The following is a 23,808-nucleotide window of genomic DNA, read 5'->3' as shown; positions in this document are numbered from 1 at the left end:
TAACATGACAAACACTATTATGGAGCAAGAAGCTCGCACCGCGCCGCAGAAGATTGCGGGTCAGTTAGCCGCTAACGCCGATTTAATGCAGCAGTTAGGTGAAAAACTGCGTGCTTTCGATCCCCGTTTTGTGATGATTGTGGGCCGTGGTTCATCGGACCATGCAGGTGTATTTGCTAAATATCTTTTTGAAATCGAAGCGGGTGTCCCCACCTTTGCTGCCGCGCCATCTGTGGCCAGCGTTTACGGTAAAACCTTGAAGTTAGAAGGCGGATTAGTGATTGTGATTTCGCAATCTGGCCGCAGCCCTGATATTTTAGCCCAAGCACGTATGGCAAAAAACGCAGGCGCGTTTTGTGTGGCGTTAGTGAATGATGAAACCGCACCAATCAAGGATATCGTCGATGTGGTAGTGCCATTACGTGCTGGCGAAGAGAAAGCCGTTGCCGCAACAAAGAGCTACCTTGCAACTCTGTCGGCGATTCTACAATTAGCCTCGGCGTGGACGCAGAGCGAATCCCTCGCGGCTGCTGTTAACTCGTTACCTCAAGCACTGCAAACTGCGGTCGATGCTGAGCCACAGTTGACTCCAGCATCGGTTGAAAACGTGAAAAACTTAGTCGTGTTAGGCCGTGGTTTAGGTTACGCCGTGTCTAAGGAAATCGCACTTAAGTTAAAAGAAGTGTGTTCTATCCATGCCGAAGCCTTTAGTAGTGCTGAGTTCCTCCATGGTCCTGTGACCTTAGTGGAGAAAAAACTCACGATTGTGGATGTCTGCATTGGCGATGAGTCGTACGCTAGCCATATCGAACAGATTGAAAATGTGAGTCAGCGTGGTGCCGATTTAGTGCATTTGAATCAAACGTCGACGGATATTCACCCACGTGTTGCGCCGTTAGCCTTGTTACAACGTTTTTATATCGACGTGGCTTCAGTCGCGATTGCCCGTGGTATTGACCCAGACCAACCCGCAGGGCTGAAAAAAGTCACTCAAACGCTGTAATGGATGGCCGTTGTAGCCGCGTTAATTTGAAAAGAGGTTTGGGATGAAATTCACCTTAATTGCCGAGCAACTGTTTGATGGTGAAGCCTTCCATCGGGATGTGCCTGTCACCATTGAAGATGGGCTGATCGCCAGCTTAGACACCACATCGGGTGCTAAGGAAATTCGCTACCCAGGCACCCTAGTGCCAGGTTTTATCGATGTGCAAGTTAACGGCGGTGGCGGCGCGTTATTTAATAGCAGCCCAACGGTCGCTTGCATTGAAACCATAGGTAAGGCGCATGCTCGATTTGGTACCACAGGCTTTTTACCCACGCTTATCACCGATGATGTGCAGGTGATGGCCAAGGCTGCCGATGCGGTTGCCAGTGCGGTCGCGCAAAAGAGTGCAGGCGTATTAGGCGTTCATTTTGAAGGCCCGCATCTTTCGGTACCTAAAAAAGGCGTGCATCCACAAGGTTTTATCCGTGAGATCACTGAGGCTGAACTGGCGATTTTTTGCCGTCAGGATTTAGGTATTCGAGTGGTGACCTTAGCGCCCGAAAATGTCTCGCCTGAGGTGATCCGCCTGTTGGTGGAGTCTGGCGTTAAAGTGTGTTTAGGCCACTCCAATGCGGACTACGATACCGTTGTCGCAGCCTTAGCGGCGGGGGCAACAGGCTTTACTCACCTCTACAATGCTATGTCACCCTTAGGTTCCCGAGAGCCTGGCGTGGTGGGCGCGGCGATTGAGAGCGAAACCGCTTGGTGTGGTTTGATTGTCGATGGCCACCATGTGCACCCCGCTGCAGCAAGGGTCGCCCTGCGCGCTAAACCCCGTGGCAAAGTGATGTTGGTGACCGATGCTATGCCGCCAGTGGGCATGGATGATGAAACCAGTTTTGAGCTGTTTGGTACTCAGGTACTGCGTGTCGGCGATAGATTAAATGCAGTGACAGGTGAGCTGGCAGGCTGTGTGTTAGACATGGCGACAGCGGTTGAGAACAGTGTGAAGATGCTCGGTTTATCGCTCGGTGAGGCCTTGCGGATGGCATCTTTGTATCCTGCCGAGTTCCTTGGCATTGCCAAGAACGTAGGTCGGTTAGCAGTAGGGCAGCGTGCCGATTTAGTGCTGCTGGATAATCAATATAAAGTGCTGGCCAACTATATTGCTGGAAATGCGGTTTATGTTCGCCCTTAGTGTGGGTTGAGTCAGTAAAGCGTTAACCTTGGCCCTTGTCTTATTTTGATGACAGGGGCTAAGTTTTTTTTATTGTACAGTCTGCATTTTGCTCAAAAGTTATAAAATAAGTGAAATAACAATAATAAAGGATAATGGTATGAGTACGACTGCACCGGAATCTGTCGCCAATACGGGCGTGAATGCTCAGGATGCTGCCGCGAAAAAGCGTCAGTCAAAACCGCGGTTGATGTCCCTCGATGCCTTGCGTGGCTTCGATATGTTTTGGATTTTGGGTGGCGAAGCCCTATTTGGCGCCTTGCTTATCTTGACGGGCTGGGCTGGCTGGCAATGGGGTGATACCCAAATGCACCATAGCGAGTGGAATGGGTTTCGCTTCTATGATTTGATTTTTCCGCTGTTTATATTCCTCTCTGGTGTTGCCCTTGGATTATCGCCAAAACGCTTAGATAAATTGCCTATGCATGAGCGCATGCCAGTGTATCGCCACGGGATTAAACGGCTGTTTCTTCTGTTGTTGCTTGGCATTCTTTACAACCATGGTTGGGGAACGGGGGCGCCTGCCGATCCTGAAAAAGTCCGTTATGCCAGCGTATTAGGTCGAATTGCCTTTGCGTGGTTTTTTGCCGCCTTGCTGGTGTGGCATACCAGTTTACGGACCCAAGTGCTGGTGGCCTTGGGCATATTAGTGGCTTATGGCGCGGTGCAACTCTGGTTGCCGTTTCCTGGTGGACAGGCTGGAGTGTTATCACCCACTGAGTCAATCAATGCTTATGTGGATAGCCTTTTATTGCCAGGAGTGAGTTATCAAGGACGAACGCCCGATCCTGAAGGCGTGTTATCGACACTGCCCGCCGTAGTCAACGCCTTAGCGGGTGTGTTTGTCGGTCACTTTATTGTGAAATCCCATCCAAAAGGGGAGTGGGCTAAGGTTGGTCTATTGAGCGTTGCCGGTGGTGTTTGTTTGGCCCTAGGCTGGTTGCTGGATGGGGTTATTCCCGTCAATAAAGAGCTGTGGACAAGCTCTTTTGTGTTGGTCACTAGCGGTTGGAGCATGCTGTTGTTAGCGCTGTTTTATGCCCTAGTGGATGTGCTCAAATGGCAAAAGCTCGCCTTTATTTTTGTGGTGATAGGCACTAACGCCATCATTATTTATCTGGCGTCCAGTCTGGTGGATTGGAAGTATATCGCCCAGAGTGTGTTCGGTGGCGTTATCGCGGCATTGCCAGAAAATGCTCAGCCCTTAGCGGCCGTGATTGGTTTGCTCACCGTTCAATGGTTAGTGCTGTATTGGATGTATCGTCGCAACATTTTTGTGCGGATCTAACGTCGATATCTGATTTTCCCTCAAGCCACAGACTAATCTCTGTGGCTTTTTTATTTCTAGCAAACAAAGGGCGCAGAGCATCTTTGGTTGTAAATCAGCGGTTAACTGAGTGTTTATGGCTCATTTTGGGGCAAATCTGGCCATTTTGCGGGCTAAATCGCAAATGACAGCGTTGTCTTTTTGTGTTGTTTGTTTTAACATCACTGAAACAATGGTGCGTTTGGATGATAACATTAGCCATTGCAGACGAGTTGCGATACGGATGTGCGGAATACTCAGCGGTTTTTAGTCCCGCCATCACCTTAAAAATTAATTACTATAAGAAGCAGGTTTATGGAAATGACACTCGATAAAAGCCAGCAGAAAAGCAGTTTTCTCCCCATGGCGATAGTGGCAGCACTCTTTTTCATCCTCGGATTCGCAACCTGGTTGAATGGATCCTTGATGCCCTATTTAAAACAAATTTTGCAACTCAATCCCTTCCAAGCCTCATTAATCCTGTTCTCTTTCTACATTGCGGTGACTTTTACCGCGCTGCCCTCGGCGTGGGTTATCCGTAAAGTCGGTTATAAAAATGGTATGGCACTGGGGATGGGCATCATGATGCTCGCAGGCCTATTATTTATTCCTGCGGCTAAGACCCAAATATTTGGCCTGTTTTTATGTGCGCAATTAGTGATGGGCACAGGCCAAACCCTGCTACAAACGGCAGTAAACCCCTACGTGGTTCGCCTTGGACCTGAAGAGTCTGCCGCGGCCCGCGTCAGCGTAATGGGCATTTTGAATAAAGGTGCGGGGGTGATTGCGCCCTTAGTCTTCTCTGCTTTGATTCTAGATAGCTTTAAAGACCGCATTGGCACTACGTTAACCCAAGTGCAAATTGATGAAATGGCAAACAGCTTGGTTTTCCCTTACCTCGGTATGGCAATCTTTATTGGGGTGTTGGCGCTTGCTGTTAAAAAATCGCCTCTACCAGAATTATCTAATGAAGATGAAGTGGCCGAGCACACAGATAAAGGCCAAATCAAGGCTGCTTTGTCCCATCCTAACCTCGCATTTGGGGTTATCGCGCTATTTGTGTACGTGGCCGTTGAGGTGATTGCTGGCGATACTATCGGTACCTTCGCCTTATCGCTCGGGGTTGAGCATTACGGCGTGATGACCTCCTATACAATGGTGTGTATGGTGCTGGGTTATACTTTAGGCATTATCTTGATCCCTCGCTTTATCTCTCAGCCAACGGCACTGATGATTTCGGCGATTCTTGGGCTATTACTGACCTTAGCCATACTGTTTGGGGATAATAATTCCTACGCGATTGCCAATACGCTGTTAGTGCCTTTCGGCGGTGTGGCCTTGCCTGATACCTGGCGTTGTTGCCTAAATGAATGAACCTTCCGTCTCAGATGCGATCAGATCCTGTGAATACCACGCAGGAACCGCTATCAGATGGGCAAATCTAAATCTCGCATTACCAATTGGCCGGAATATAACAAGGCGTTGACCAACCGAGGCTCACTGACTTTTTGGATAGACGAGCAGGCGCTCAACCTCTGGTGTCACACTGAACACCATGGTGGTCGAGGTCGGGGATTTCAATACAGTGACACGGCGATAGAAACCGCCTTAATGCTCAAAGGTTTGTTTAATCTCCCCTTGCGAGCACTAGAAGGTTTTCTCAACTCAGTGTTTAGTTTGATGAGTCTGCAATTAACTTCACCTGGTTACAGCTGCATCAGCAAGCGGGCAAAGACAGTCAAAGTTAACTACCGCCCCCCTTGCCGAGGCGCGATTGCTCACTTAGTTGTCGATGCCACAGGACTGAAAGTATATGGCGAAGGTGAATGGAAAATGCGTAAACATGGTAAGGAAAAACGCCGAACTTGGCGTAAGTTGCACCTTGCGATAGATGCGGCCACACATGAAGTCATCGCAGCCGAAGTCAGTTTAGAGAGTGTGGCAGATAGTGAGGTTCTCCCAACGTTATTAAACCCACTAAGGCGCAAGGTAAAACAAGTGTCAGCTGACGGTGCTTATGACACCAAAAAATGTCATAAGCTGCTGAAACGCAGAGGGTGTAAACCTACGATACCGCCGCGAAAAAATGCAGGTTATTGGGAAGAAGGTCATCCCAGAAACGAGGCCGTCAGCGCTCTGAAAAGTGATGAACTCAAACAATGGAAACAAGAGAATGACTATCACCAACGCTCCCTGTCAGAAACAGCTATGTATCGTTACAAGCAACTGATTAGCCCGAAATTGAGCCTGCGGGACTACAACGGCCAAGTCGGCGAGGCACTGGCTGGTGTGAAAGTGATGAACAAAGTCATAGGACTGGGTATGCCTATTCGCCAGAGGGTCAATTAATACCAGGAACCCTTTTAGGAAAAGGCATACCTAAGATTGATTTAGGCAACAACGCCCTGATACCTTACTCTTCATTGCCTTCTTAGGATTAGCCAATGCGATTGTTTGGCCTGCGGTGTGGCCTCTGGCGCTGTCGGGTTTAGGTAAGCTCACCAGCACAGGTTCGGCATTACTCATCATGGGGATTGCGGGTGGTGCTTTTGGTCCACTGTTTTGGGGACTCACGAGTTCGGCCACCGATATGGGGCAGCAGGGCGGTTATATGGTGATGTTACCTTGCTACCTGTTTATTCTCTTCTATGCCGTGAAAGGCCATAAGATGCGTCACTGGTAATCGGTTATCACGCGATGTAAAAAAGCCCTCAACAGAGGGCTTTTTGCTATTTGCTGGGGATTAATTAGAAGGCGTAGCTGACTGTTGCTAATACGGTATCATCGTTTTTCCACACACCGTCAGAGACTTTCTGATCGCCGCTCAAATCGGTGCCAAGCCATGCGAGTGACAGGCCAAATCCCATAAATTCGGTGGATACGCCAACGGAATAATCCGAATAGCTATCAAAGCCTTCACCATCGTCTAAGGCATCGCCTACGTTGTAGCCGTAATGCAGATCGAGGTTCCAGTTTTCAACAAACTCATAGGAGTAATTGATTTCGCCGTAGTGATAATCTAAATCGCTGCCACCGTAATCATTGGTGTACCAATAGGCTACGCGAAAGCCGCTAAACTCGACGCCAGCAGTGACTTCGAAATAGCCGAGATCACTCTCGCCCGAATAGTTATAGCGGTTGAGGGTCACGTCGTAACTGACGTTATCATTGATGTCACCGCCGTAGGCAACATAGAAGTCGTACTCGATATCTGGACCGTTGTAACCAGGCTCATCAAAGTCGACATTACTGGCCCAAGCGCCGACCGAAAATCCCGACTCAAAACTCCAATCGACACCACCTTGAACAGCAGGATCGCCCGCAGTTTGCGAGATACCACGGAAGCGATAATCATTGGTTACGCCAATTTCCCCCGACACTTCTGCGGCGGCAATGCCGGAGAATAAACTGGTCGTTAGCGCGAGCCCAACAACTTGTGCCAGCCGCTTTTTATTTAGGTTGTTATTCACGGTATTTCTCCCATTTTCTTGGTTGACACGGATGTACTAAGTTCTTTTAGCTTTTAAAACAGGCTAGTACATTCGTTGCTTTGCCAAACAACAACCCAGGAAACCCCGTAGCTGTGACCTCATGGCGAGTTAAGCTAAATCGCTTTAGCTTGGTTAAACGAGGTAAAAAGCACCCCCTATGAAACTCACTTTTGTTCGAAGATGACATAAACCTTGCGGCAGGGCGTGACGACTTGCCACACCCCTTGAAAACCCGCAGGAATAATAAATCGGTCGCCGACAGTGAAGGTTTGTGACTGCCCCTCAAGATCTGTGATGATGCTGGTCCCTTCGAGGATCTCGCAATACTCGTATTCAGTGTAGTTGATTTTCCAAGCACCTGATTCGCTTTGCCAAATTCCACTGTGGAATTGATTACAGGGGCTAGAGTAATGATTCTGTAATTGCTGGGTGGGATTACCAGAGATGCGCTTTTCTGGAGCGACTTGGTAACTTCCCACCGGCGATTGTGCGCTAGCAAAGCGAATGATCGACGTGATGCTCATTGTCATATTGGCTCCCACCGAGGTTATTTCATGGTGGGCATAACAAACTCAGCCTGAGTCTGTTTGCCTACGGGCCAGCGCGCCGTGATGGCTTTACGTTTGGTATAAAAACGTACCCCGTCAGGGCCATGCATATGCAGGGGACCAAAGAGCGAACGTTTCCAGCCCCCAAAGGAGTGGAAGGCCATAGGTACAGGAATGGGCACGTTAACCCCTACCATACCGACCTGCACATGGTGGCAAAAATGTCTGGCAGCCTCACCGCTTTGGGTAAAGATGGCAGTGCCATTGCCAAATTCATGTTGGTTGATAAGCGCCAGTGCGCTGGCATAGTCCTTAACCCGCACAATCGACAGTACTGGGCCGAAGATTTCTTCGCGGTAAATACGCATCTCAGGGGTGACGTTATCGAATAAACAGGCCCCTAAGAAGTAACCCTGCTGATGATCGGCCACGGTTAACTGACGACCGTCCACCACTAAGGTTGCGCCTTCTTGGACGCCAGCGTCGACAAATTCCGTGACTTTGGCGAGGTGTTGGCGGGAGATCAACGGCCCCATTTCCATCTCAGGGGTGAGGCCATTGCCCACTTTTAACTGTTGAATTTGCGGTAATAATTTATCGACTAGCTTGTCGCCCACATCCCCCACGGCCAATACCACCGAAATAGCCATGCAACGCTCGCCCGCACTGCCATAGGCTGCGCCCATGAGGGCACTAACCGCTTGATCTAAATCCGCATCCGGCATCAGTAGCATATGGTTTTTTGCGCCGCCGAGGGCCTGCACCCGTTTACCGTGTCTAGATGCGGTGCTGTAAATGTATTCCGCAATTGGGGTGGAGCCTACAAAGCTGACGGCTTGAATATCTTCATGGCTGAGCAGGGTATCGACGGCCTCTTTATCACCGTTGACCACGTTAAATACCCCCGCAGGGAGACCAGCTTCGGTGAGTAATTCCGCAATACGCATTATCGCGCTTGGGTCTTTTTCCGAAGGTTTCATAATAAAGGTGTTACCGCAGGCAATCGCGATTGGGAACATCCACATGGGAACCATCACGGGGAAGTTAAAGGGCGCTATGCCTGCGACAACACCTAAAGCTTGATTGACTGACCAAGCGTCGACACCACCGCCTACCTGCTCCGTATGCTCCCCTTTGAGCAAGTGTGGGATACCACAGGCAAATTCGACGACTTCGAGGCCGCGGATGAGTTCTCCCCGCGCATCATCGAGCACTTTACCGTGCTCTAAGGTAATCAGTCGCGCCAGCTCATCCATATGTTGCTCGACCAGCGCTTTAAACTTAAATAACACACGAGCACGATTGAGGGGCGTTACCTGTGACCAAGTGTCGAAGGCCGATTTGGCGATAGCAATGGCGGCTGAGACTTCGTCGCGACTCGCGAGGGAGACCTGACCTCGGCATTCTCCCGTAGCGGGTTCGAAAATCTCTTGGCTTCTTGTACTGGCGGCGGTGTGCTCGCCATTCACATAATGAGTCATTGTCAGCATAGGTAACCTTTCAATTGCCCCCAATTTGGGCGTTAGATTAAAAATTGTGCATCATCCTACGGCGCGAATTGCATCGCTTAGGCTGTTAACTATTTGGTCTATTTGGTGTTTCTCTACGATTAACGGTGGGGATATGGCGATAATATCGCCCGTCGCCCGCACGAGCGTGCCTTGATGGAAACAATGCTCGAACACGCTGTAACCGCGTTTACCGACGCCTTGGCTATTCGGCGAGAGTTGGAAGCCTGCGACCAATCCAGTGTTGCGGATATCAATCACATTCGGCAAACCTTTGAGGCTGTGAACGGCATCCTCGAAATAACGCTCAAGTTCGAAGCTGCGTTCAAATAGCTGTTCGTTTTCATAGATGGACAGGGTAGCGAGCGCCGCGGCCGCCGCTACTGGATGCCCTGAATAGGTATAGCCGTGGAAAAACTCGATGAGTTCGGTGGGGCCTTGCATACAGGTATCGTGAATAAAATCCTGCACAAACACGGCGCCCATTGGGATCGCACCATTATTGATGGCCTTGGCCGTAGTGATTATGTCGGGGATAACGCCCCAGCGCTGGCTGGCAAAGGCGGCGCCGACGCGACCAAAGGCGGTAATCACTTCATCAAAAATCAACAGGATGCCGTATTTTTGGGTGATTTCCCGTAGGCGTTTTAAGTAACCTTGTGGCGGTAAAATTACCCCCGCCGAACCCGACATAGGTTCAACGATAACGGCGGCAATATTCTCAGCGCCGTGAAGTGTGACGAGTTGTTCTAGGACTTCGGCTTTTTCGGCACCAAGGCTAGGCAAGCCACGGCTAAAGGCTGAATTTTGAATATCTAAGGTGTGGGGCAAGTGGTCCACGCCTTGTAGCAGTTGGCCACTGAAGGCTTTACGGTTATTGCTCAAGCCTCCCACTGAAATGCCACCAAATCCTACGCCATGGTAGCCCAGCTCTCGGCCAATAAAACGGGTGCGTGACGCTTGGCCATTGGCTCTGTGGTAACAGAGCGCCATCTTAAGCGCGGTATCGACGGACTCTGATCCCGAGTTGGTAAAGAAGACTTTATTGAGTCCTTCAGGACTGAGTTCAGTTAACCGTTCGGCGAGTTCGAAGGCGAGGGGATGACCCATTTGGAAGGACGGTGCGTAATCCATCTCGCGAATTTGCTTGCTGACGGCTTCGCTGATCTCACGTCGCCCGTGGCCGGCGTTACAACACCACAAGCCAGCCGTTGAGTCTAATACCTTGTTGCCATTGATATCCGTGTAGTACATGCCTTCTGCTTGGGCGAGCAGGCGAGGGCTGGCTTTAAACTGGCGGTTGGCGGTAAAGGGCATCCAATAATGTTCGAGAGAAGGATGCTCATGCGTTGTGTTGTAGGGTGAATCGGCCATAGTGTTTACCTTGTCCTTTTCCTTGTTAAATGAGGTCAGGTCTTCGTTAAGGGTGGCTAATATTTGCTATGCTATGTTAGAAATAATGAACATGGAAGAGGTGTGTGCAGTTATTTGTGGCAAAAATGCTATTTTTGTAAAAAATATTGAATATTAACGATTGAACAGCGTAATCTAAGCAGCAGTTAACGACTTAGGTCATCTTTGGCATTTGGCCGTCGAGATAGCCCTCATCCCAATAAAGCTAAAATAAACAAATACAAACGATTAAGAGGTCATCATGAGTACACCTAAAAAACGGAGTGATTGGGAAAGCCTCGCTGCTAGCCTAGCAATCAATGGCAAGGCTTATATCAATGGCGAATACCGCGATGCGGCTGTGGGCAGCACCTTTGACTGTGTCAGCCCAATCGACGGACGCGTATTAGCCAAGGTGGCCAGTTGCGATCTGATGGACGCCAATATCGCCGTCGCTAATGCCCGTGAGGTGTTTGAATCTGGCGTGTGGTCAAAGACTGCCCCCGTTAAACGTAAGCAAGTGATGATCCGTTTTGCCGAGTTATTGGAAGAAAACGCCAATGAACTTGCCCTGCTAGAAACCTTGGACATGGGTAAGCCAATCCGTTTTTCAAAGGCGGTAGATATTGCCGGTGCCGCCCGTGCTATCCGTTGGTCGGGTGAGGCCGTCGATAAACTCTACGACGAGCTAGCGCCTACGGCACATAATGAAATCGGCATGATCACCCGCGAGCCCGTGGGTGTGGTGGCGGCGATTGTGCCTTGGAACTTCCCGTTATTAATGGCCTGTTGGAAGCTGGGGCCAGCACTGGCGACGGGTAACAGCGTTATTCTTAAACCTTCGGAGAAATCTCCCTTAACGGCCATCCGTATCGCCGAGCTTGCGGTACAGGCTGGGATCCCTAAGGGCGTGCTAAACGTACTGCCGGGTTATGGGCATACGGTCGGCAAGGCACTGGCGCTGCATATGGATGTGGATACCTTAGTCTTTACTGGCTCAACAAAAATCGCTAAGCAATTAATGATTTATGCGGGCGAATCGAATATGAAACGAGTGTGGCTCGAGGCTGGCGGTAAGAGCCCGAACATTGTATTTAACGATGCGCCCGATCTTAAAGCGGCAGCGGTGGCGGCAGCCGAAGCCATTGCCTTTAACCAAGGTGAAGTCTGTACCGCGGGCTCGCGTTTGCTGGTGGAGTCTGGGGTTAAAGACCAACTGATTGCGTTGATCGCCGAAGAACTGGCCTCATGGCAGCCTGGGCATCCGCTGGATCCCGCTACTATCAGTGGCGCCGTGGTCGATAAGCAGCAATTAGATACCATCTTAAGCTATATCAAGGCGGGCCAAGACGAAGGCGCGAGTTTAGTCCATGGTGGACAGCAAGTGCTGGCCGAAACGGGCGGCGTGTATGTGCAACCCACTATCTTTAGCCAAGTGCACAACAAGATGAAAATCGCCAGCGAGGAAATCTTTGGCCCAGTGTTATCTGTCATTGAATTCAATGGCATGGAAGAGGCGATTGCGATAGCCAACGACACCATTTACGGCTTAGCAGCTGGGGTGTGGACGGCGGATATCAGCAAGGCGCACAAAACCGCCAAGGCTCTGCGAACTGGTATGGTGTGGATTAACCATTATGATGGTGGCGATATGACGGCGCCTTTCGGTGGTTATAAACAGTCTGGCAATGGCCGCGATAAATCCATGCACTCCTTCGACAAGTACACTGAAATTAAGGCGACTTGGATAGCCCTCTAATTCGTTTTACTCCCTCTCAAGCCTCTTTACGCCTAAGCGAAAGAGGCTTTCTTTTTTCTGGTTAACCCTCTAATTAAATGGATAAAGTGACGCAAGGGTGCCTCTTGGGGATTTTTGCTGTACATTGCTCCGATGATGAACTCATTTGCTAAGGGATGTTCTGTGAGTCTCAAATACTTATCTTTGACCTTAATGCTGCTAGCCACCTTGGCCTTGTCGGGGTGTTCTTCTACCCATTCGGGAAGCTGGCAGGGGTTTACTGAGTCTGGCCAAGCTTCTTTCTACGGCGATAAACATCAAAATAAGAAAACCGCCAGCGGTGAGCGTTATAACCATAAATTAAAAACGGCTGCCCATAAGGAAATTCCTTTTGGCTCAGTGGTTAAAGTGACAAATCTTAAGAACGGTAAAACGGTTGTGGTTAAGGTTAACGACAGGGGGCCTTTCGTGCGGGGCCGAATTATAGATTTGTCCAAATCCGCATTTAGCAGCATAGGCAATACTTCGGCAGGTTTACTGGATGTCAAAATTGAAGTGATTCAAGCCGCGAGTCAGTAATCGACTCTCAACGAGCTTGTTATGTGTGCTTTACCGAAACCGTATCGGTTCGAATGGTTTGAATAGCGCTTGGGTTTTAGCATGTGCAGCAAAACCCAGGCTGATAAGTCATTATCCCAGTTGGAAATCAGAATAAGGGCAGCCAATGGAATATCCTCTCGTGAGTACTCAATGGCTCGAAGAGCACCTCACCTCGCCAGATCTTGTGTTACTCGATGCCAGCATGGCCGTGGTGTTGGGCAAAGAGCCTATCCTCTATTCCGAACCTGTGTGCATTCCGCGCTCGAGGCGCTTTGATGTCGAAACGGATTTTTGCGATAAAACTTCTACTCAAATCCACGCCTTGCCAAGGTTTGAACAGTTTGTAGAAGGCATTGCCAAGCTAGGAATAGACCCGCAAAGCGTGGTGGTTATCTATGATAATCAAGGGATTTATTCATCTCCGCGCGCTTGGTGGATATTCAAGGTGATGGGATTTCACCGTGTGTACGTGCTCGATGGTGGTTTACCCCAATGGATGGCTGAAGACAGAGTCACCTCATCCCGCTATCAGGCAGAAGGGATAGATTATGGTGCAAGCGATAGTGAAGAACTCACTGCCGTTTTGGGATATCAGCCTGCAAAAGTGATGGACGCCGAGGCCGTGTTTGCCAAGCTTGATGATAGCGACAGCGCGATTATTGATGCCCGCGGCGCTGCCCGCTTTTTAGGCCAAGTGAGTGAGCCGCGCCCCGGTGTGCGTAGTGGGCATATTCCCCATTCGGTGAATTTGCCTTTTACAGAGGTGCTCGATGGCTTCAAAATCAAAAGCTCGGCCGAATTACAAACCCTGTTTCAAGAGCTTGCTGGCGATAAACCGTTAAGGATTTTCAGCTGTGGCTCGGGCATTACCGCCTGTATCTTAATCCTAGCGTCGCTCGCTTCTGGCCATGCCGATGCAGTGCTTTACGATGGCTCGTGGGCCGACTGGGGCAGTCGCAGTGATTTACCCATAACGCAATAAGCGCTGATAGCTGGAGTGCTGAGCAGGATAATTAGCAGCACTCCATTGGCAGTGATATATCCTTTGACTTATCAAGGAGTTTGCCATGTTAACTCGATTGTTTGATAAGCTGATCTTCGGCTTTATCTTAGTGATGGCGCTGCAACTTCCCCAATTAGCCGATCATTATCAGCAATTTTTGGCGGGGCTCTATACCTCGACTCAATGGCAAGTTGAGGGCTACGAGGCCACGGCGAAGGAATATTACTACGGCGATGTAGAAACCATGATAGCCCGCCATTTGCAAAACGAGGAGCCTAGCGTCAGGGCGGATGCCGAGCAAAAGCGCCAGACGCTAGCCTTGTATCAAGCGTTGCAGCAGGGAATGCAGACCTTTGCGCAGGGGAATCTCTTCGAGAAAACCGCCTATATGTTTAATCCAACTCGTTTTGAATATTTACAGCAAACCATAGTTAACTTTAAGCCCGGCATCCCGTTAACCACCAGTGGTATAGCTTTTGGCGTGCTGGTGGCGTTAGTCGTGCATTATTTTGGCTCGCTGCCCTTTATTCTGTGGTCAAGGCGCCGCAAACGCCTTAACGCTGTCCGCGCCATTTAGTGTCGTTGGATAGCTTGCTCGCATATCCAACGACAGGGCAAACCTCAGAATAAGTCCTTAAACCTGTGGTACAGCATGCCCGCAGCCAGCATGGGCGAGCGGAATGTGGGGCCGCCGGGGAAGGTCATATGCTTGATTTTAGCGAACACATCAAAATATCCCGCCTGCTGACATATGGCTTCGGCGAGCAGTTTGGCAGCCATATGGGTGGCATTGACGCCGTGGCCTGCGTAGGCTTGGGCGTAAAAAATATTACTCGCATCGGGGAGGCGACCGATTTGGGGCATACGGTTGGCGCCAATGCCTATCATGCCGCCCCATTCGTAATCTATGCGTACGCCTTTTAACCGTGGGAATACCTTCTCAAGGTTCGGCCTGAGCGCTGCTTCAATATCCTTAGGGTCTTTGCCTGAATAAGTACACAGTCCGCCGAAGAGTAAGCGTCTATCCGCCGATAAATGGAAGTAATCTAAGGCGATTCGCATGTCTGCAAAGGCCATATTTTGCGGGATAATGCTTTGGCATTGCGCTTCTGTTAGTGGCTCAGTTGCAAGCAAGTAACTCCCCGCGGGCAGTACTTTACCGCCGATGTAGCTATTCAGTTTATGGCCAATATAAGCGTTGCCCGCGAGCACCACATATTGGCAAGTCACTTCGCCTTTTGCTGTTAATACTCGCGGTTTATCCCCAGGAATAATCTTTTCTGCGGCGCTGTATTCAAATAATTGAGCGCCCAAGTTTCGGGCAACACGAGCCTCGCCCAAGGCCAAATTCAGCGGATGTAAATGGCCGCTGCCCATGTCGACTAGAGCGCCTTGGTAAAAGTCGGAGCCGATAACTTCTCCGAGCTGAGACTGAGTTAATAGTTTGATTTCATGCTGATATCCAAGGCGTTTAAGATGGTCGAACTCTTGTTCTAGTTCGAGCATATGCCGAGGTTTAACTGCAAGATCGCAATAGCCCATTTGTAAATCGCAATCGATGTGATGGGTCTGGATGCGATTTCGCACAATCTCTACCGCCTCAAACCCCATCTGTTCAATGGCGCTCACGCCTTCTTGGCCTATCTCATTGATAAATTGCGCAGGATCATGGCCAATCCCGCGGATCAGCTCGCCACCATTACGCCCTGAGGCGCCCCAGCCTATGCGCTTGGCCTCGAGTAGCACCACGTTTAGGCCCTTTTGCCGCAGTTCGATAGCTGTGTTAATACCACTGAAACCACCGCCGATAATGCAAACGTCGGTGCTTACCTTGCCCTCAAGTTGGGGATGAGCGTAAATTTCTTTTGCAGTATCAACATAATAAGACTGGGGATATTGTTCACTATGAACGGGAGGTTTGGTGGTCATTTGAGCTCCAAAAAATTGTTTTTATTGTAAATTGGGCTTGTCCCAGTATACTCATCACACTTTTGTGATACTGCTTAAAAGTGTGCATTTTATTTAACACACTTTTTAGATAGAATACAACGGAAGCGATTAAACTCACGCTTTTAGGGCTAAAATGTGTTTGGGATGATGTTTATCCTGAACAACCTGTTCTTCATCTATCGGGGCAACCGATCCTTTGGGGAGATGCGAAATTTGGATATTGGAGCCAGTCTCAGAACTGTTCGAAAAATGAAAGGCTTATCCCAGCGTGAGCTGGCTAAGCGTGCTGGTGTGACTAACAGTACAATTTCAATGATCGAAAAAAACAGTGTTAGCCCATCCGTCAGTTCTTTGAAAAAGGTATTGTCGGGTATCCCTATGTCTTTAGTGGATTTTTTCTCGATTGAAGCCTCGATTGAGAGTGAGCAAAAAGTGGTTTATCGCTCCGATGAACTCCTCGATATAGGTACAGGGCCGTTAGAATTTAAGTTGATTGGCCGTGACTTTCCCAATCGTGCCATGTCGGTGATGAGTGAAACCTACCCACCGGGTTCGGATACGGGCGAGGAAATGCTGAAACACGAAGGTGAAGAGGCGGCCATGGTGATCGAAGGCAAATTCGAACTGACCGTTGGCGATGAGGTATATATCTTAGAAGCGGGTGATAGTTACTATTTTAACAGTGAGTTACCCCATAGATTTCGTAACCCTTTCGATGAACCCTGTCGACTGGTCAGTGCAACAACGCCAGCGAATTTCTAATCGCATAGCTAGTCTCAGAGCGCTGTCCTAGATTGTTTAGGATGGCGCTATCTTGAGATTTCCCCCTTATCTACCTCGCATCAAACTGGCTTTGGATTACAAAATATTTTTCAAAGTGTAAATAATATTTTTCAAATGACTCTAAATCAGCTCTGATTATCTTTGCCTAATTTTCATCATAAACAACCGCTATAAGCCGATTCTGTTACCCTTAGGCAACACAATACCCCCTAATTTCCTGTATTACATCCCAAAATGCTGTCTTGCAATTAAACGATCATTAACAAGTGTTTAACCTCTTGCCTGAGGTTAAAATTCGGTGTACTGTGTGAAAAAATGAACATTAAAACTTAACATGTTCATTATGCAGTCATTCAAGGTGAAGGTGAGTTATGTCTGTCGAGTTGCCCCTTATTGGTGTAATTGCGTGTAATCAACAATTGGGATCACATCCCTTTAATATTGTTGGTGAAAAATACCTCTTAGGTGTAGTGAATGGTGCTAAGGGCTGGCCCTTAGTGATCCCCTCATTAGGTGCTGAACAACCTATTGAAGCGATTCTGGCAAGTCTCGATGGCATTCTCTTTACCGGTTCGCCTTCGAATGTTGAACCCCATCTCTATGCGGGTGAACCGAGTGAAGTCGGTACTCACCACGATCCCAAACGCGATGCCACCACCTTACCGCTTATCCGTGCGGCCATTGCGGCGGGTGTGCCTGTGCTGGGGATTTGTCGTGGCTTTCAAGAGATGAACGTCGCGTTTGGTGGCAGTTTGCATCAGAAGTTGCACGAAGTGGGCGGTTTTATTGAACACAGAGAAGATAAAGAGGCCTCGTTAGAGGTGCAATATGGGCCATCCCACAGTATTACTGTGGAGCCTGGGGGGGTCATTTACGAGGCCTGGGGCCGTAACTCGGCAGAGGTAAACTCTGTACATACTCAGGGCGTGGAGCGTCTTGGGATTGGGTTGCGGCCAGAAGCTTATGCTCCAGATGGTCTAGTGGAGGCCTTCTCCGTTATAGACGCAAATGAATTTGCCCTCGGTGTGCAATGGCATCCTGAATGGAAGGTGAGTGAAAACCCATTTTTCCTCTCTATATTCAATGCCTTTGGTTATGCGTGCCGTCGTAGGGCTACAACTCGAGTGAAATAAAATGAATAAGCTAATCGCTTTTTTAAAAGAACGAAAAATCACAGAAGTCGAATGTGTTATCAGCGATATGACAGGTATCGCCCGCGGAAAAATTGCCCCAGTGGATAAATTCCTCGACGAAAAAGGCATGCGCTTACCCGAAAGCGTGTTGCTGCAAACCGTGACCGGTGACTTTGTCGACGATGATATTTATTACAGCTTGCTCGACGATGCCGACATCGATTTTGTCTGTGTCCCCGATGAAAATGCCGTATTTATGCTGCCTTGGACCATTGAAGCCACTGCTCAAGTGATCCACGATTGCTACGACAGAATGGGCAATCCCATCGAATTATCGCCACGTAACGTGTTGAAGAAAGTGCTTTCGCTATATGAGCAAAAAGGCTGGGAGCCAGTTATTGCACCTGAGATGGAGTTTTATCTCACCAGTCGTAGCGATGACCACGATTTACCCCTTAAGCCACCAATTGGTCGCTCGGGCAGACCCGAAGCGGGGCGTCAGTCTTTCTCGATTGATGCGGCTAACGAATACGATCCGCTTTTCGAAGATATGTATGACTGGTGCGAACTGCAAGGTTTAGATATTGATACGCTGATCCACGAAGACGGCCCAGCGCAAATGGAGATTAACTTCAGCCACGGCAATCCATTATCTCTTGCGGATCAGGTGTTTGTATTCAAGCGTACCCTACGTGAGGCGGCATTAAAGCACAATGTGTGCGCCACCTTTATGGCTAAACCTGTGACCGATGAGCCTGGCAGTGCGATGCACATTCATCAAAGCGTAATTAATAAGGAAACGGGCAAAAACATCTTCACCAATGAAGACGGTACTCAAAGCCCATTATTCTTAAGCTATATCGCTGGTTTACAAAAGTTTATTCCTGAACTCTTGCCGTTGATGGCACCTAATGCCAACTCGTTCCGCCGTTTCTTACCGGGCACCTCTGCGCCAGTTAACTTGGAATGGGGCGTTGAGAACAGAACCTGCGGTCTACGTATTCCTGAGTCTTCACCGCAAAACCGCCGCATTGAAAACCGTATTCCAGGAGCGGATGCAAACTGCTATTTAGCCATCGCTGCGAGCTTACTCTGCGGTTACATCGGTATGGTGGAAGGGTTAAAACCTTCGACGCCAGTGCAGGGGAAATCGAACGAAAGCCGTAGCAACAATCCACATTGCCTGCCGTTAACCTTAGAAGAAGCCTTAGCGGCGATGGAAGAGAGCGATGCCTGTAAGGAATATTTAGGTGAAGCCTTTACCACTGGCTTTGTGGCGGTTAAACAGGCCGAGCTTGAAAACTTCCGCCGCGTCGTGAGTTCGTGGGAGCGTGAGTTCCTGTTACTCAGTGTGTAATTTGCACTGTTTTTGTTCAAAACTGTCACGGTCTTAACGGATTTAAGGCCAAGATAGCGGGAATATTTGAACAATCAGTAAAAATGCTCTGCACCAATTTGGTAATTTTGCTTAACTTTGGTGCAGAGCGCTTTTAAATTGAAATGCTTACGTATGCTTTACGGTTACTGAGTTGCGGTGTGAAATCCCATTCAATGGTGTCAGAGTAGTGATGATTTCATTCCTTGGTAGCGTGTGCATAAATTTGATTGAAATAAGCGTTTTATAACTTACTGTTAGTTAAGCTTAAAAAGAGTTTTTCCTAAGATGGTTTCAGCGGTTTTTCTAGGGGCTTGAGGCATTTGTCTTAATGTTGCAAGATGTAGGGCGTACAAATATCTAGTCTGTTTTATTGCTTGTTAATGCAAGTGTGTAAATCGACAAATTTGGCATGAAATCTGATACTCCCATCAATTGCAGCCACCTAGAGATGAAGGCATTATGGTGCTGTAGAGACTGCCGATGCGGTTTTTAAGGTGTAGCATTGGTCGAGAATAACAACAATAACCGAGCAGATGGTCGGTGACACAATCTCAGAATTGTTAAAGGCAATTCTGCTACCCGAGAAAGGAGAAAGCATGAAGCTATTTAATAAGATGACGACTTTGGCTTTAGTAACCGCGGGCGCCCTCGCAAGCGTTGCTGCCCAAGCTGAAGAAGTAGTGCGCGTATATAACTGGTCTGATTATATCGCGGAAGATACCTTAGAAAACTTCAAGAAAGAAACGGGCATTCGGGTGATTTACGATGTGTTTGATAGTAACGAAGTGCTGGAAGCCAAGTTACTGTCTGGCCGCAGTGGTTACGACATCGTGGTTCCATCTAACCATTTCCTCGCTAAACAAATTAAGGCTGGCGCATTCAAGCCGCTAGACCGCTCTAAACTCAGCAACTTTAAAAACCTCAACGCCGATCTGATGAAACAATTAGAGAAGGCTGATCCGGGTAATCAATATGCCGTGCCTTACCTCTGGGGTACCAATGGTATCGGTTACAACATAGATAAAGTGAAAGCCGCAGTGGGTGAAGATGCGCCATTTGATTCTATGGAGCTGATCTTTAACCCAAAATATGCTGAAAAAATCTCTAAGTGTGGCTTTGCTATGCTGGATTCGGCCGATGATATGGTGCCACAGGCTATGATCTACTTAGGTCTTGACCCTAACAGCACGAAAGCCGAAGACTATGAAAAAGCAGGTGAATTACTCGAAAAAATTCGCCCTTACGTGACTTATTTCCACTCATCACGCTATATCTCTGATCTCGCGAACGGCGATATCTGTGTGGCATTCGGCTTCTCTGGTGACGTATTCCAAGCTGCGGCCCGTGCCGATGAAGCGGGTAACGGTAACAAGATTGGTTACTCGATTCCAAAAGAAGGCGCGAACCTGTGGTTCGATATGTTAGCTATCCCTGCGGATGCGGCTAACGTTGAAAATGCTCACAAACTTATCAACTACTTACTTCGCCCAGAAGTGATTGCGCCTATCTCTAACTATGTGGCTTATGCTAACCCTAACGACCCTGCACAGCCTTTAGTTGATGAAGCGATTCGCAATGACCCTGCGATTTATCCACCAAAAGAAGTGTTGGATAAATTGTATATTGGCGAAATCCGTCCATTGAAAATCCAACGCGTATTAACCCGCGTCTGGACCAAAGTGAAGTCAGGCCAATAATCGAGATGGGGCAAGCCTTGCTTGCCCCTCTAATAATGCAGACATTGGCTTGCTCCTTGAGCATTCGGCCTACAGATTTTATCTCTATTCATTAATTCATTGTGTAAATCTCAAGTATTGAACGCCTTGTCGCAGCAATACTCGGGTGGAGAAGTACTATGGCAAGCACCTCGGGCGTCACCAACAAACCCACTACAAAGACGCAAGAAAAAGTCCTGCTTAAGATTGAGCGGGTCAGTAAATTGTTCGACGATGTACGCGCGGTTGACGACGTATCATTGACGATTAATAAAGGTGAGATTTTTGCTTTACTTGGGGGCTCTGGATCGGGTAAGTCGACCTTATTGCGTATGCTCGCGGGGTTCGAAAGACCCACCTCTGGGCGAATTTTTCTCGACGGTGAAGATATTACCGATTTGCCTCCCTACGAACGTCCCATCAATATGATGTTCCAATCCTATGCGCTTTTTCCCCATATGACGGTCGCGCAAAACATCGCCTTCGGTTTAAAGCAAGATAAGTTACCCAAAGCGGAAATTGAGCAAAGGGTGCAAGAAATGCTCAAACTGGTGCATATGGAACAATATGGCAAACGTAAGCCGCATCAGCTTTCCGGTGGTCAGCGTCAGCGGGTGGCGTTAGCCCGCTCCCTCGCGAAACGTCCTAAGTTATTGCTACTCGATGAACCGATGGGCGCGCTAGATAAAAAGCTGCGCACTCAAATGCAGTTAGAAGTGGTTGAAATTCTTGAGCGTGTTGGCGTGACCTGTGTGATGGTGACCCATGATCAGGAAGAAGCCATGACCATGGCGGGCCGCATTTCGATTATGAGCGACGGTTGGATTGCCCAAACTGGCTCACCCATGGACATTTACGAGAGTCCCAACAGCCGCATGATTGCCGAATTTATCGGTTCAGTGAATCTCTTTGGCGGCGAGATTGAAGTGGACGAAGTCGACCACCTCATCATTAAACCCAATGACTTAGCACAGCCTTTCTATGTGGGTTACGGGGTAACGACCAGTGCCGAAGAAAAGCATGTGTGGTTAGCGGTACGCCCCGAAAAAACCATTATCAGCCGTGAGCAACCTGAGGGCGAGTACAACTGGGCCAAGGGTATAGTGCATGATATTGCCTACTTAGGTGGCATTTCGGTGTACTACATTCGCCTCGAAAACGGTCAAATAGTGCAATGCAGTATGACTAACCGTGAACGCCGTGCCGACCATGCGACATGGGATGATGAAGTGTTCATCAGCTGGGAGGACACCAGTGGCGTGGTGTTAAGATCATGAAGATGAAGTCAAAACTAAAATGGCTTAAGGGACGTTTTTGGACGATTAGCTTCCCCTACGCTTGGCTGTTGTTGTTCTTCGCCTTGCCCTTTGCCATTGTTCTTAAGATCAGTTTTTCGACGGCGGCGATTTCGATTCCACCCTACGAGGCGACCTTCCAATATGCGGATGATGTATTAAACATCTTCCTGCATTTAGGTAACTACTTGATGTTGCTAGATGATTCGCTGTATTACACCGCGTATCTCAGCTCATTAAAAATGGCGCTCATTTCGACCATTGGCTGTTTGATCATTGGTTATCCCATGGCCTATGCCATTGCCCGTGCGCCAGCAAGGTTGCAAACCGTGCTGCTGCTATTGGTGATGCTACCTTCTTGGACCTCGTTCTTAATTCGCGTTTATGCTTGGATGGGGATCTTAAGTAACACGGGGATTATCAATAACACATTGATGTGGTTAGGAATCATTTCTGAGCCATTGCAAATCTTAAACACTAATATCGCCGTTTATATCGGGATTATCTACGCCTATTTGCCCTTTATGATTTTGCCGCTGTACGCGACCTTAGTGAAGTTAGATATGAGCCTGATTGAGGCTGCATCTGATTTAGGGTCGAGCCGTTTAAATACCTTCTGGAAAATCACTTTCCCGTTATCGAAGAGCGGGGTGATTGCAGGTTCTATGCTGGTGTTTATTCCTGCGGTAGGGGAGTTTGTGATCCCTGAGCTGCTCGGCGGCCCAGATTCTCTGATGATAGGTAAAGTGCTGTGGCAGGAATTCTTCAATAACCGTGACTGGCCAGTGGCCTCATCACTGGCGATTGTGATGCTGGCACTCTTGATTATTCCTATTACCTTATTCCATCGCTATCAGGCGCGTAGTTTGGAGAAAGACCTATGAAAAAGCTGAGTTTTTCTTCGGTGATGCTGTGGTTCGGCTTGTTCTTCTTGTACGCACCTATGTTGATCCTCGTGATTTATTCTTTTAACGAATCTAAGTTAGTGACAGTGTGGGGCGGGTTTTCACCTAAATGGTACGGCGAGTTATTTGCCGATCAGCAAATTCTCGATGCAGTGTGGACCAGCCTTCGGATTGCGTTTTACAGCTCAACCATGGCGGTGATTATCGGCACTATGGCCGCCTTTGTGATGACGCGGTTTAAGCGCTCTTGGGCCAAGCTCACCCTGTCGAACATGATCACTGCGCCTTTGGTTATGCCTGAGGTGATCACGGGTCTGTCATTGCTACTGTTATTTGTGCATATGGCAGATCTCTTAGGTTGGCCGAAAGAGCGCGGCATGGTGACCGTTTGGATTGCCCACTCGACTTTCTGTGCGGCCTATGTGGCTGTGGTGGTGTCGTCAAGACTGCGTGAGTTAGACATGTCAATCGAAGAGGCGGCAATGGATTTAGGCGCAACGCCGCTTAAGACCTTCTTCCTGATCACTGTGCCCATGATTTCACCGGCATTAGTGGCGGGCTGGTTGTTATCCTTTAGTCTGTCACTCGATGACTTAGTGATCGCAAGCTTTGCCTCAGGCCCTGGCGCGACCACCTTACCTATGGTGGTGTTCTCCTCGGTGCGTTTGGGGGTATCACCTAAGATCAACGCCTTGGCAACTCTTATCATTCTATGTGTGTCGTTAATCGCCTTCTTGTCATGGTATATGGCAAGACGCGCCGAAAAACGTGAGCGTATGCCGCTGAACTAATAAGTGGTGCTATAACACAGAGTAAACAAACACAGAGCGAACAAACACTG

General features: G+C 48.7%; 20 protein-coding genes and 2 pseudogenes. 17 read left to right on the top strand and 5 right to left on the bottom strand.

Features of this window, described 5'->3' with window-relative positions; genetic code table 11:
* Positions 1 to 4 precede the first annotated feature (4 nt).
* From N7386_RS16150 to N7386_RS16125, 6 genes and pseudogenes are all read left to right on the top strand, one after another.
* Complete coding sequence (locus N7386_RS16150; protein ID WP_279769682.1) at positions 5 to 1,003, top strand: SIS domain-containing protein; 999 nt, start codon at positions 5 to 7, stop codon at positions 1,001 to 1,003.
* Positions 1,004 to 1,046: 43 nt separating this feature from the next.
* Positions 1,047 to 2,183, top strand: coding sequence for an N-acetylglucosamine-6-phosphate deacetylase (nagA, locus tag N7386_RS16145; RefSeq protein WP_279769680.1), 1,137 nt, complete (start codon positions 1,047 to 1,049; stop codon positions 2,181 to 2,183).
* Between the two features lie 139 nt (positions 2,184 to 2,322).
* Positions 2,323 to 3,510 carry a DUF5009 domain-containing protein gene (locus N7386_RS16140; protein ID WP_279769678.1) on the top strand — a complete coding sequence of 396 codons (1,188 nt, stop codon included), beginning with the start codon at positions 2,323 to 2,325 and terminating at the stop codon, positions 3,508 to 3,510.
* Positions 3,511 to 3,849: 339 nt separating this feature from the next.
* A pseudogene (locus tag N7386_RS16135) lies at positions 3,850 to 4,878 on the top strand (MFS transporter); the annotation flags it as partial.
* Positions 4,879 to 4,959: 81 nt separating this feature from the next.
* Positions 4,960 to 5,877: an IS5-like element ISSpu16 family transposase gene (locus N7386_RS16130; protein WP_014610914.1), complete on the top strand. Its 918-nt coding sequence runs from the start codon at positions 4,960 to 4,962 to the stop codon at positions 5,875 to 5,877.
* Between the two features lie 55 nt (positions 5,878 to 5,932).
* Positions 5,933 to 6,211 (top strand): annotated as a pseudogene (locus tag N7386_RS16125) (glucose/galactose MFS transporter); the annotation flags it as partial.
* Between the two features lie 64 nt (positions 6,212 to 6,275).
* Here the strand turns inward: N7386_RS16125 and N7386_RS16120 are convergent.
* The 4 genes from N7386_RS16120 to N7386_RS16105 all read right to left on the bottom strand — a co-directional run bounded on the left by N7386_RS16120 (position 6,276) and on the right by N7386_RS16105 (position 10,449).
* Positions 6,276 to 6,998 carry a TorF family putative porin gene (locus N7386_RS16120; RefSeq protein WP_086903095.1) on the bottom strand — a complete coding sequence of 241 codons (723 nt, stop codon included), beginning with the start codon at positions 6,996 to 6,998 and terminating at the stop codon, positions 6,276 to 6,278.
* A gap of 185 nt (positions 6,999 to 7,183) precedes the next feature.
* Positions 7,184 to 7,549 (bottom strand): cupin domain-containing protein, encoded by a 366-nt coding sequence (locus N7386_RS16115; protein WP_126511731.1) that lies wholly within the window; start codon positions 7,547 to 7,549, stop codon positions 7,184 to 7,186.
* A 17-nt stretch (positions 7,550 to 7,566) separates the two neighbouring features.
* Complete coding sequence (locus tag N7386_RS16110) at positions 7,567 to 9,057, bottom strand: CoA-acylating methylmalonate-semialdehyde dehydrogenase (protein WP_086903097.1); 1,491 nt, start codon at positions 9,055 to 9,057, stop codon at positions 7,567 to 7,569.
* Between the two features lie 51 nt (positions 9,058 to 9,108).
* The gene (locus N7386_RS16105; RefSeq protein WP_279769675.1) at positions 9,109 to 10,449 is read right to left on the bottom strand and encodes an aspartate aminotransferase family protein; all 1,341 of its coding nucleotides are present in this window, start codon (positions 10,447 to 10,449) and stop codon (positions 9,109 to 9,111) included.
* Positions 10,450 to 10,729: 280 nt separating this feature from the next.
* Between N7386_RS16105 and N7386_RS16100 the strand changes: the two genes are divergently transcribed.
* The 4 genes from N7386_RS16100 to N7386_RS16085 all read left to right on the top strand — a co-directional run bounded on the left by N7386_RS16100 (position 10,730) and on the right by N7386_RS16085 (position 14,385).
* Positions 10,730 to 12,226, top strand: coding sequence for an aldehyde dehydrogenase (locus N7386_RS16100; protein WP_279769673.1), 1,497 nt, complete (start codon positions 10,730 to 10,732; stop codon positions 12,224 to 12,226).
* A 192-nt stretch (positions 12,227 to 12,418) separates the two neighbouring features.
* Positions 12,419 to 12,784 carry a septal ring lytic transglycosylase RlpA family protein gene (locus tag N7386_RS16095; protein ID WP_279771046.1) on the top strand — a complete coding sequence of 122 codons (366 nt, stop codon included), beginning with the start codon at positions 12,419 to 12,421 and terminating at the stop codon, positions 12,782 to 12,784.
* A 145-nt stretch (positions 12,785 to 12,929) separates the two neighbouring features.
* Positions 12,930 to 13,787 carry a sulfurtransferase gene (locus N7386_RS16090; protein ID WP_279769671.1) on the top strand — a complete coding sequence of 286 codons (858 nt, stop codon included), beginning with the start codon at positions 12,930 to 12,932 and terminating at the stop codon, positions 13,785 to 13,787.
* 85 nt (positions 13,788 to 13,872) lie between these two features.
* Entirely contained in the window at positions 13,873 to 14,385 is a 513-nt protein-coding gene (locus N7386_RS16085; protein ID WP_279769669.1) for a DUF2937 family protein, read from the top strand.
* A 44-nt stretch (positions 14,386 to 14,429) separates the two neighbouring features.
* On the opposite strand, the gene N7386_RS16080 is transcribed toward N7386_RS16085, so the two are convergent.
* Positions 14,430 to 15,737, bottom strand: coding sequence for an FAD-binding oxidoreductase (locus tag N7386_RS16080; protein WP_279769667.1), 1,308 nt, complete (start codon positions 15,735 to 15,737; stop codon positions 14,430 to 14,432).
* A gap of 234 nt (positions 15,738 to 15,971) precedes the next feature.
* Here N7386_RS16080 and N7386_RS16075 point away from each other — a divergent pair, with 234 nt between their 5' ends.
* From N7386_RS16075 to N7386_RS16045, 7 genes are all read left to right on the top strand, one after another.
* Positions 15,972 to 16,520: a cupin domain-containing protein gene (locus N7386_RS16075; RefSeq protein ID WP_039977919.1), complete on the top strand. Its 549-nt coding sequence runs from the start codon at positions 15,972 to 15,974 to the stop codon at positions 16,518 to 16,520.
* A 392-nt stretch (positions 16,521 to 16,912) separates the two neighbouring features.
* Positions 16,913 to 17,674 (top strand): gamma-glutamyl-gamma-aminobutyrate hydrolase family protein, encoded by a 762-nt coding sequence (locus N7386_RS16070; protein WP_279769665.1) that lies wholly within the window; start codon positions 16,913 to 16,915, stop codon positions 17,672 to 17,674.
* A gap of 1 nt (position 17,675) precedes the next feature.
* A complete protein-coding gene (locus tag N7386_RS16065; protein WP_011623668.1) occupies positions 17,676 to 19,031 on the top strand; it encodes a glutamine synthetase family protein in 1,356 nt (451 codons plus the stop codon).
* A 617-nt stretch (positions 19,032 to 19,648) separates the two neighbouring features.
* Positions 19,649 to 20,749 carry a polyamine ABC transporter substrate-binding protein gene (locus tag N7386_RS16060; protein ID WP_041408839.1) on the top strand — a complete coding sequence of 367 codons (1,101 nt, stop codon included), beginning with the start codon at positions 19,649 to 19,651 and terminating at the stop codon, positions 20,747 to 20,749.
* Between the two features lie 158 nt (positions 20,750 to 20,907).
* The gene (potA, locus tag N7386_RS16055; protein WP_011623666.1) at positions 20,908 to 22,044 is read left to right on the top strand and encodes a polyamine ABC transporter ATP-binding protein; all 1,137 of its coding nucleotides are present in this window, start codon (positions 20,908 to 20,910) and stop codon (positions 22,042 to 22,044) included.
* Positions 22,041 to 22,946: an ABC transporter permease subunit gene (locus N7386_RS16050; RefSeq protein WP_220053641.1), complete on the top strand. Its 906-nt coding sequence runs from the start codon at positions 22,041 to 22,043 to the stop codon at positions 22,944 to 22,946. Before potA ends, N7386_RS16050 begins: the two co-directional genes overlap by 4 nt.
* Positions 22,943 to 23,758 carry an ABC transporter permease subunit gene (locus N7386_RS16045; protein ID WP_011623664.1) on the top strand — a complete coding sequence of 272 codons (816 nt, stop codon included), beginning with the start codon at positions 22,943 to 22,945 and terminating at the stop codon, positions 23,756 to 23,758. Before N7386_RS16050 ends, N7386_RS16045 begins: the two co-directional genes overlap by 4 nt.
* Positions 23,759 to 23,808: the final 50 nt, after the last annotated feature.

The sequence above is a fragment of the Shewanella sp. GD04112 genome, assembly GCF_029835735.1.
Lineage (GTDB): Bacteria > Pseudomonadota > Gammaproteobacteria > Enterobacterales > Shewanellaceae > Shewanella.
Note: the sequence above shows the minus strand (reverse complement) of the source record. Positions and strands in the feature narration are given on the sequence as shown.

Bases quoted from the DNA above. Each gene is read 5' to 3' on its own strand.
- N7386_RS16150 (WP_279769682.1), top strand. From the start codon at position 5: ATGACAAACACTATTATGGAGCAAGAAGCTCGCACCGCGCCGCAGAAG.
- nagA (WP_279769680.1), top strand. From the start codon at position 1,047: ATGAAATTCACCTTAATTGCCGAGCAACTGTTTGATGGTGAAGCCTTC.
- N7386_RS16140 (WP_279769678.1), top strand. From the start codon at position 2,323: ATGAGTACGACTGCACCGGAATCTGTCGCCAATACGGGCGTGAATGCT.
- N7386_RS16130 (WP_014610914.1), top strand. From the start codon at position 4,960: ATGGGCAAATCTAAATCTCGCATTACCAATTGGCCGGAATATAACAAG.
- N7386_RS16115 (WP_126511731.1), bottom strand. From the start codon at position 7,549: ATGACAATGAGCATCACGTCGATCATTCGCTTTGCTAGCGCACAATCG.
- N7386_RS16110 (WP_086903097.1), bottom strand. From the start codon at position 9,057: ATGCTGACAATGACTCATTATGTGAATGGCGAGCACACCGCCGCCAGT.
- N7386_RS16105 (WP_279769675.1), bottom strand. From the start codon at position 10,449: ATGGCCGATTCACCCTACAACACAACGCATGAGCATCCTTCTCTCGAA.
- N7386_RS16100 (WP_279769673.1), top strand. From the start codon at position 10,730: ATGAGTACACCTAAAAAACGGAGTGATTGGGAAAGCCTCGCTGCTAGC.
- N7386_RS16095 (WP_279771046.1), top strand. From the start codon at position 12,419: ATGCTGCTAGCCACCTTGGCCTTGTCGGGGTGTTCTTCTACCCATTCG.
- N7386_RS16090 (WP_279769671.1), top strand. From the start codon at position 12,930: ATGGAATATCCTCTCGTGAGTACTCAATGGCTCGAAGAGCACCTCACC.
- N7386_RS16085 (WP_279769669.1), top strand. From the start codon at position 13,873: ATGTTAACTCGATTGTTTGATAAGCTGATCTTCGGCTTTATCTTAGTG.
- N7386_RS16080 (WP_279769667.1), bottom strand. From the start codon at position 15,737: ATGACCACCAAACCTCCCGTTCATAGTGAACAATATCCCCAGTCTTAT.
- N7386_RS16070 (WP_279769665.1), top strand. From the start codon at position 16,913: ATGTCTGTCGAGTTGCCCCTTATTGGTGTAATTGCGTGTAATCAACAA.
- N7386_RS16065 (WP_011623668.1), top strand. From the start codon at position 17,676: ATGAATAAGCTAATCGCTTTTTTAAAAGAACGAAAAATCACAGAAGTC.
- N7386_RS16060 (WP_041408839.1), top strand. From the start codon at position 19,649: ATGAAGCTATTTAATAAGATGACGACTTTGGCTTTAGTAACCGCGGGC.
- potA (WP_011623666.1), top strand. From the start codon at position 20,908: ATGGCAAGCACCTCGGGCGTCACCAACAAACCCACTACAAAGACGCAA.
- N7386_RS16050 (WP_220053641.1), top strand. From the start codon at position 22,041: ATGAAGATGAAGTCAAAACTAAAATGGCTTAAGGGACGTTTTTGGACG.
- N7386_RS16045 (WP_011623664.1), top strand. From the start codon at position 22,943: ATGAAAAAGCTGAGTTTTTCTTCGGTGATGCTGTGGTTCGGCTTGTTC.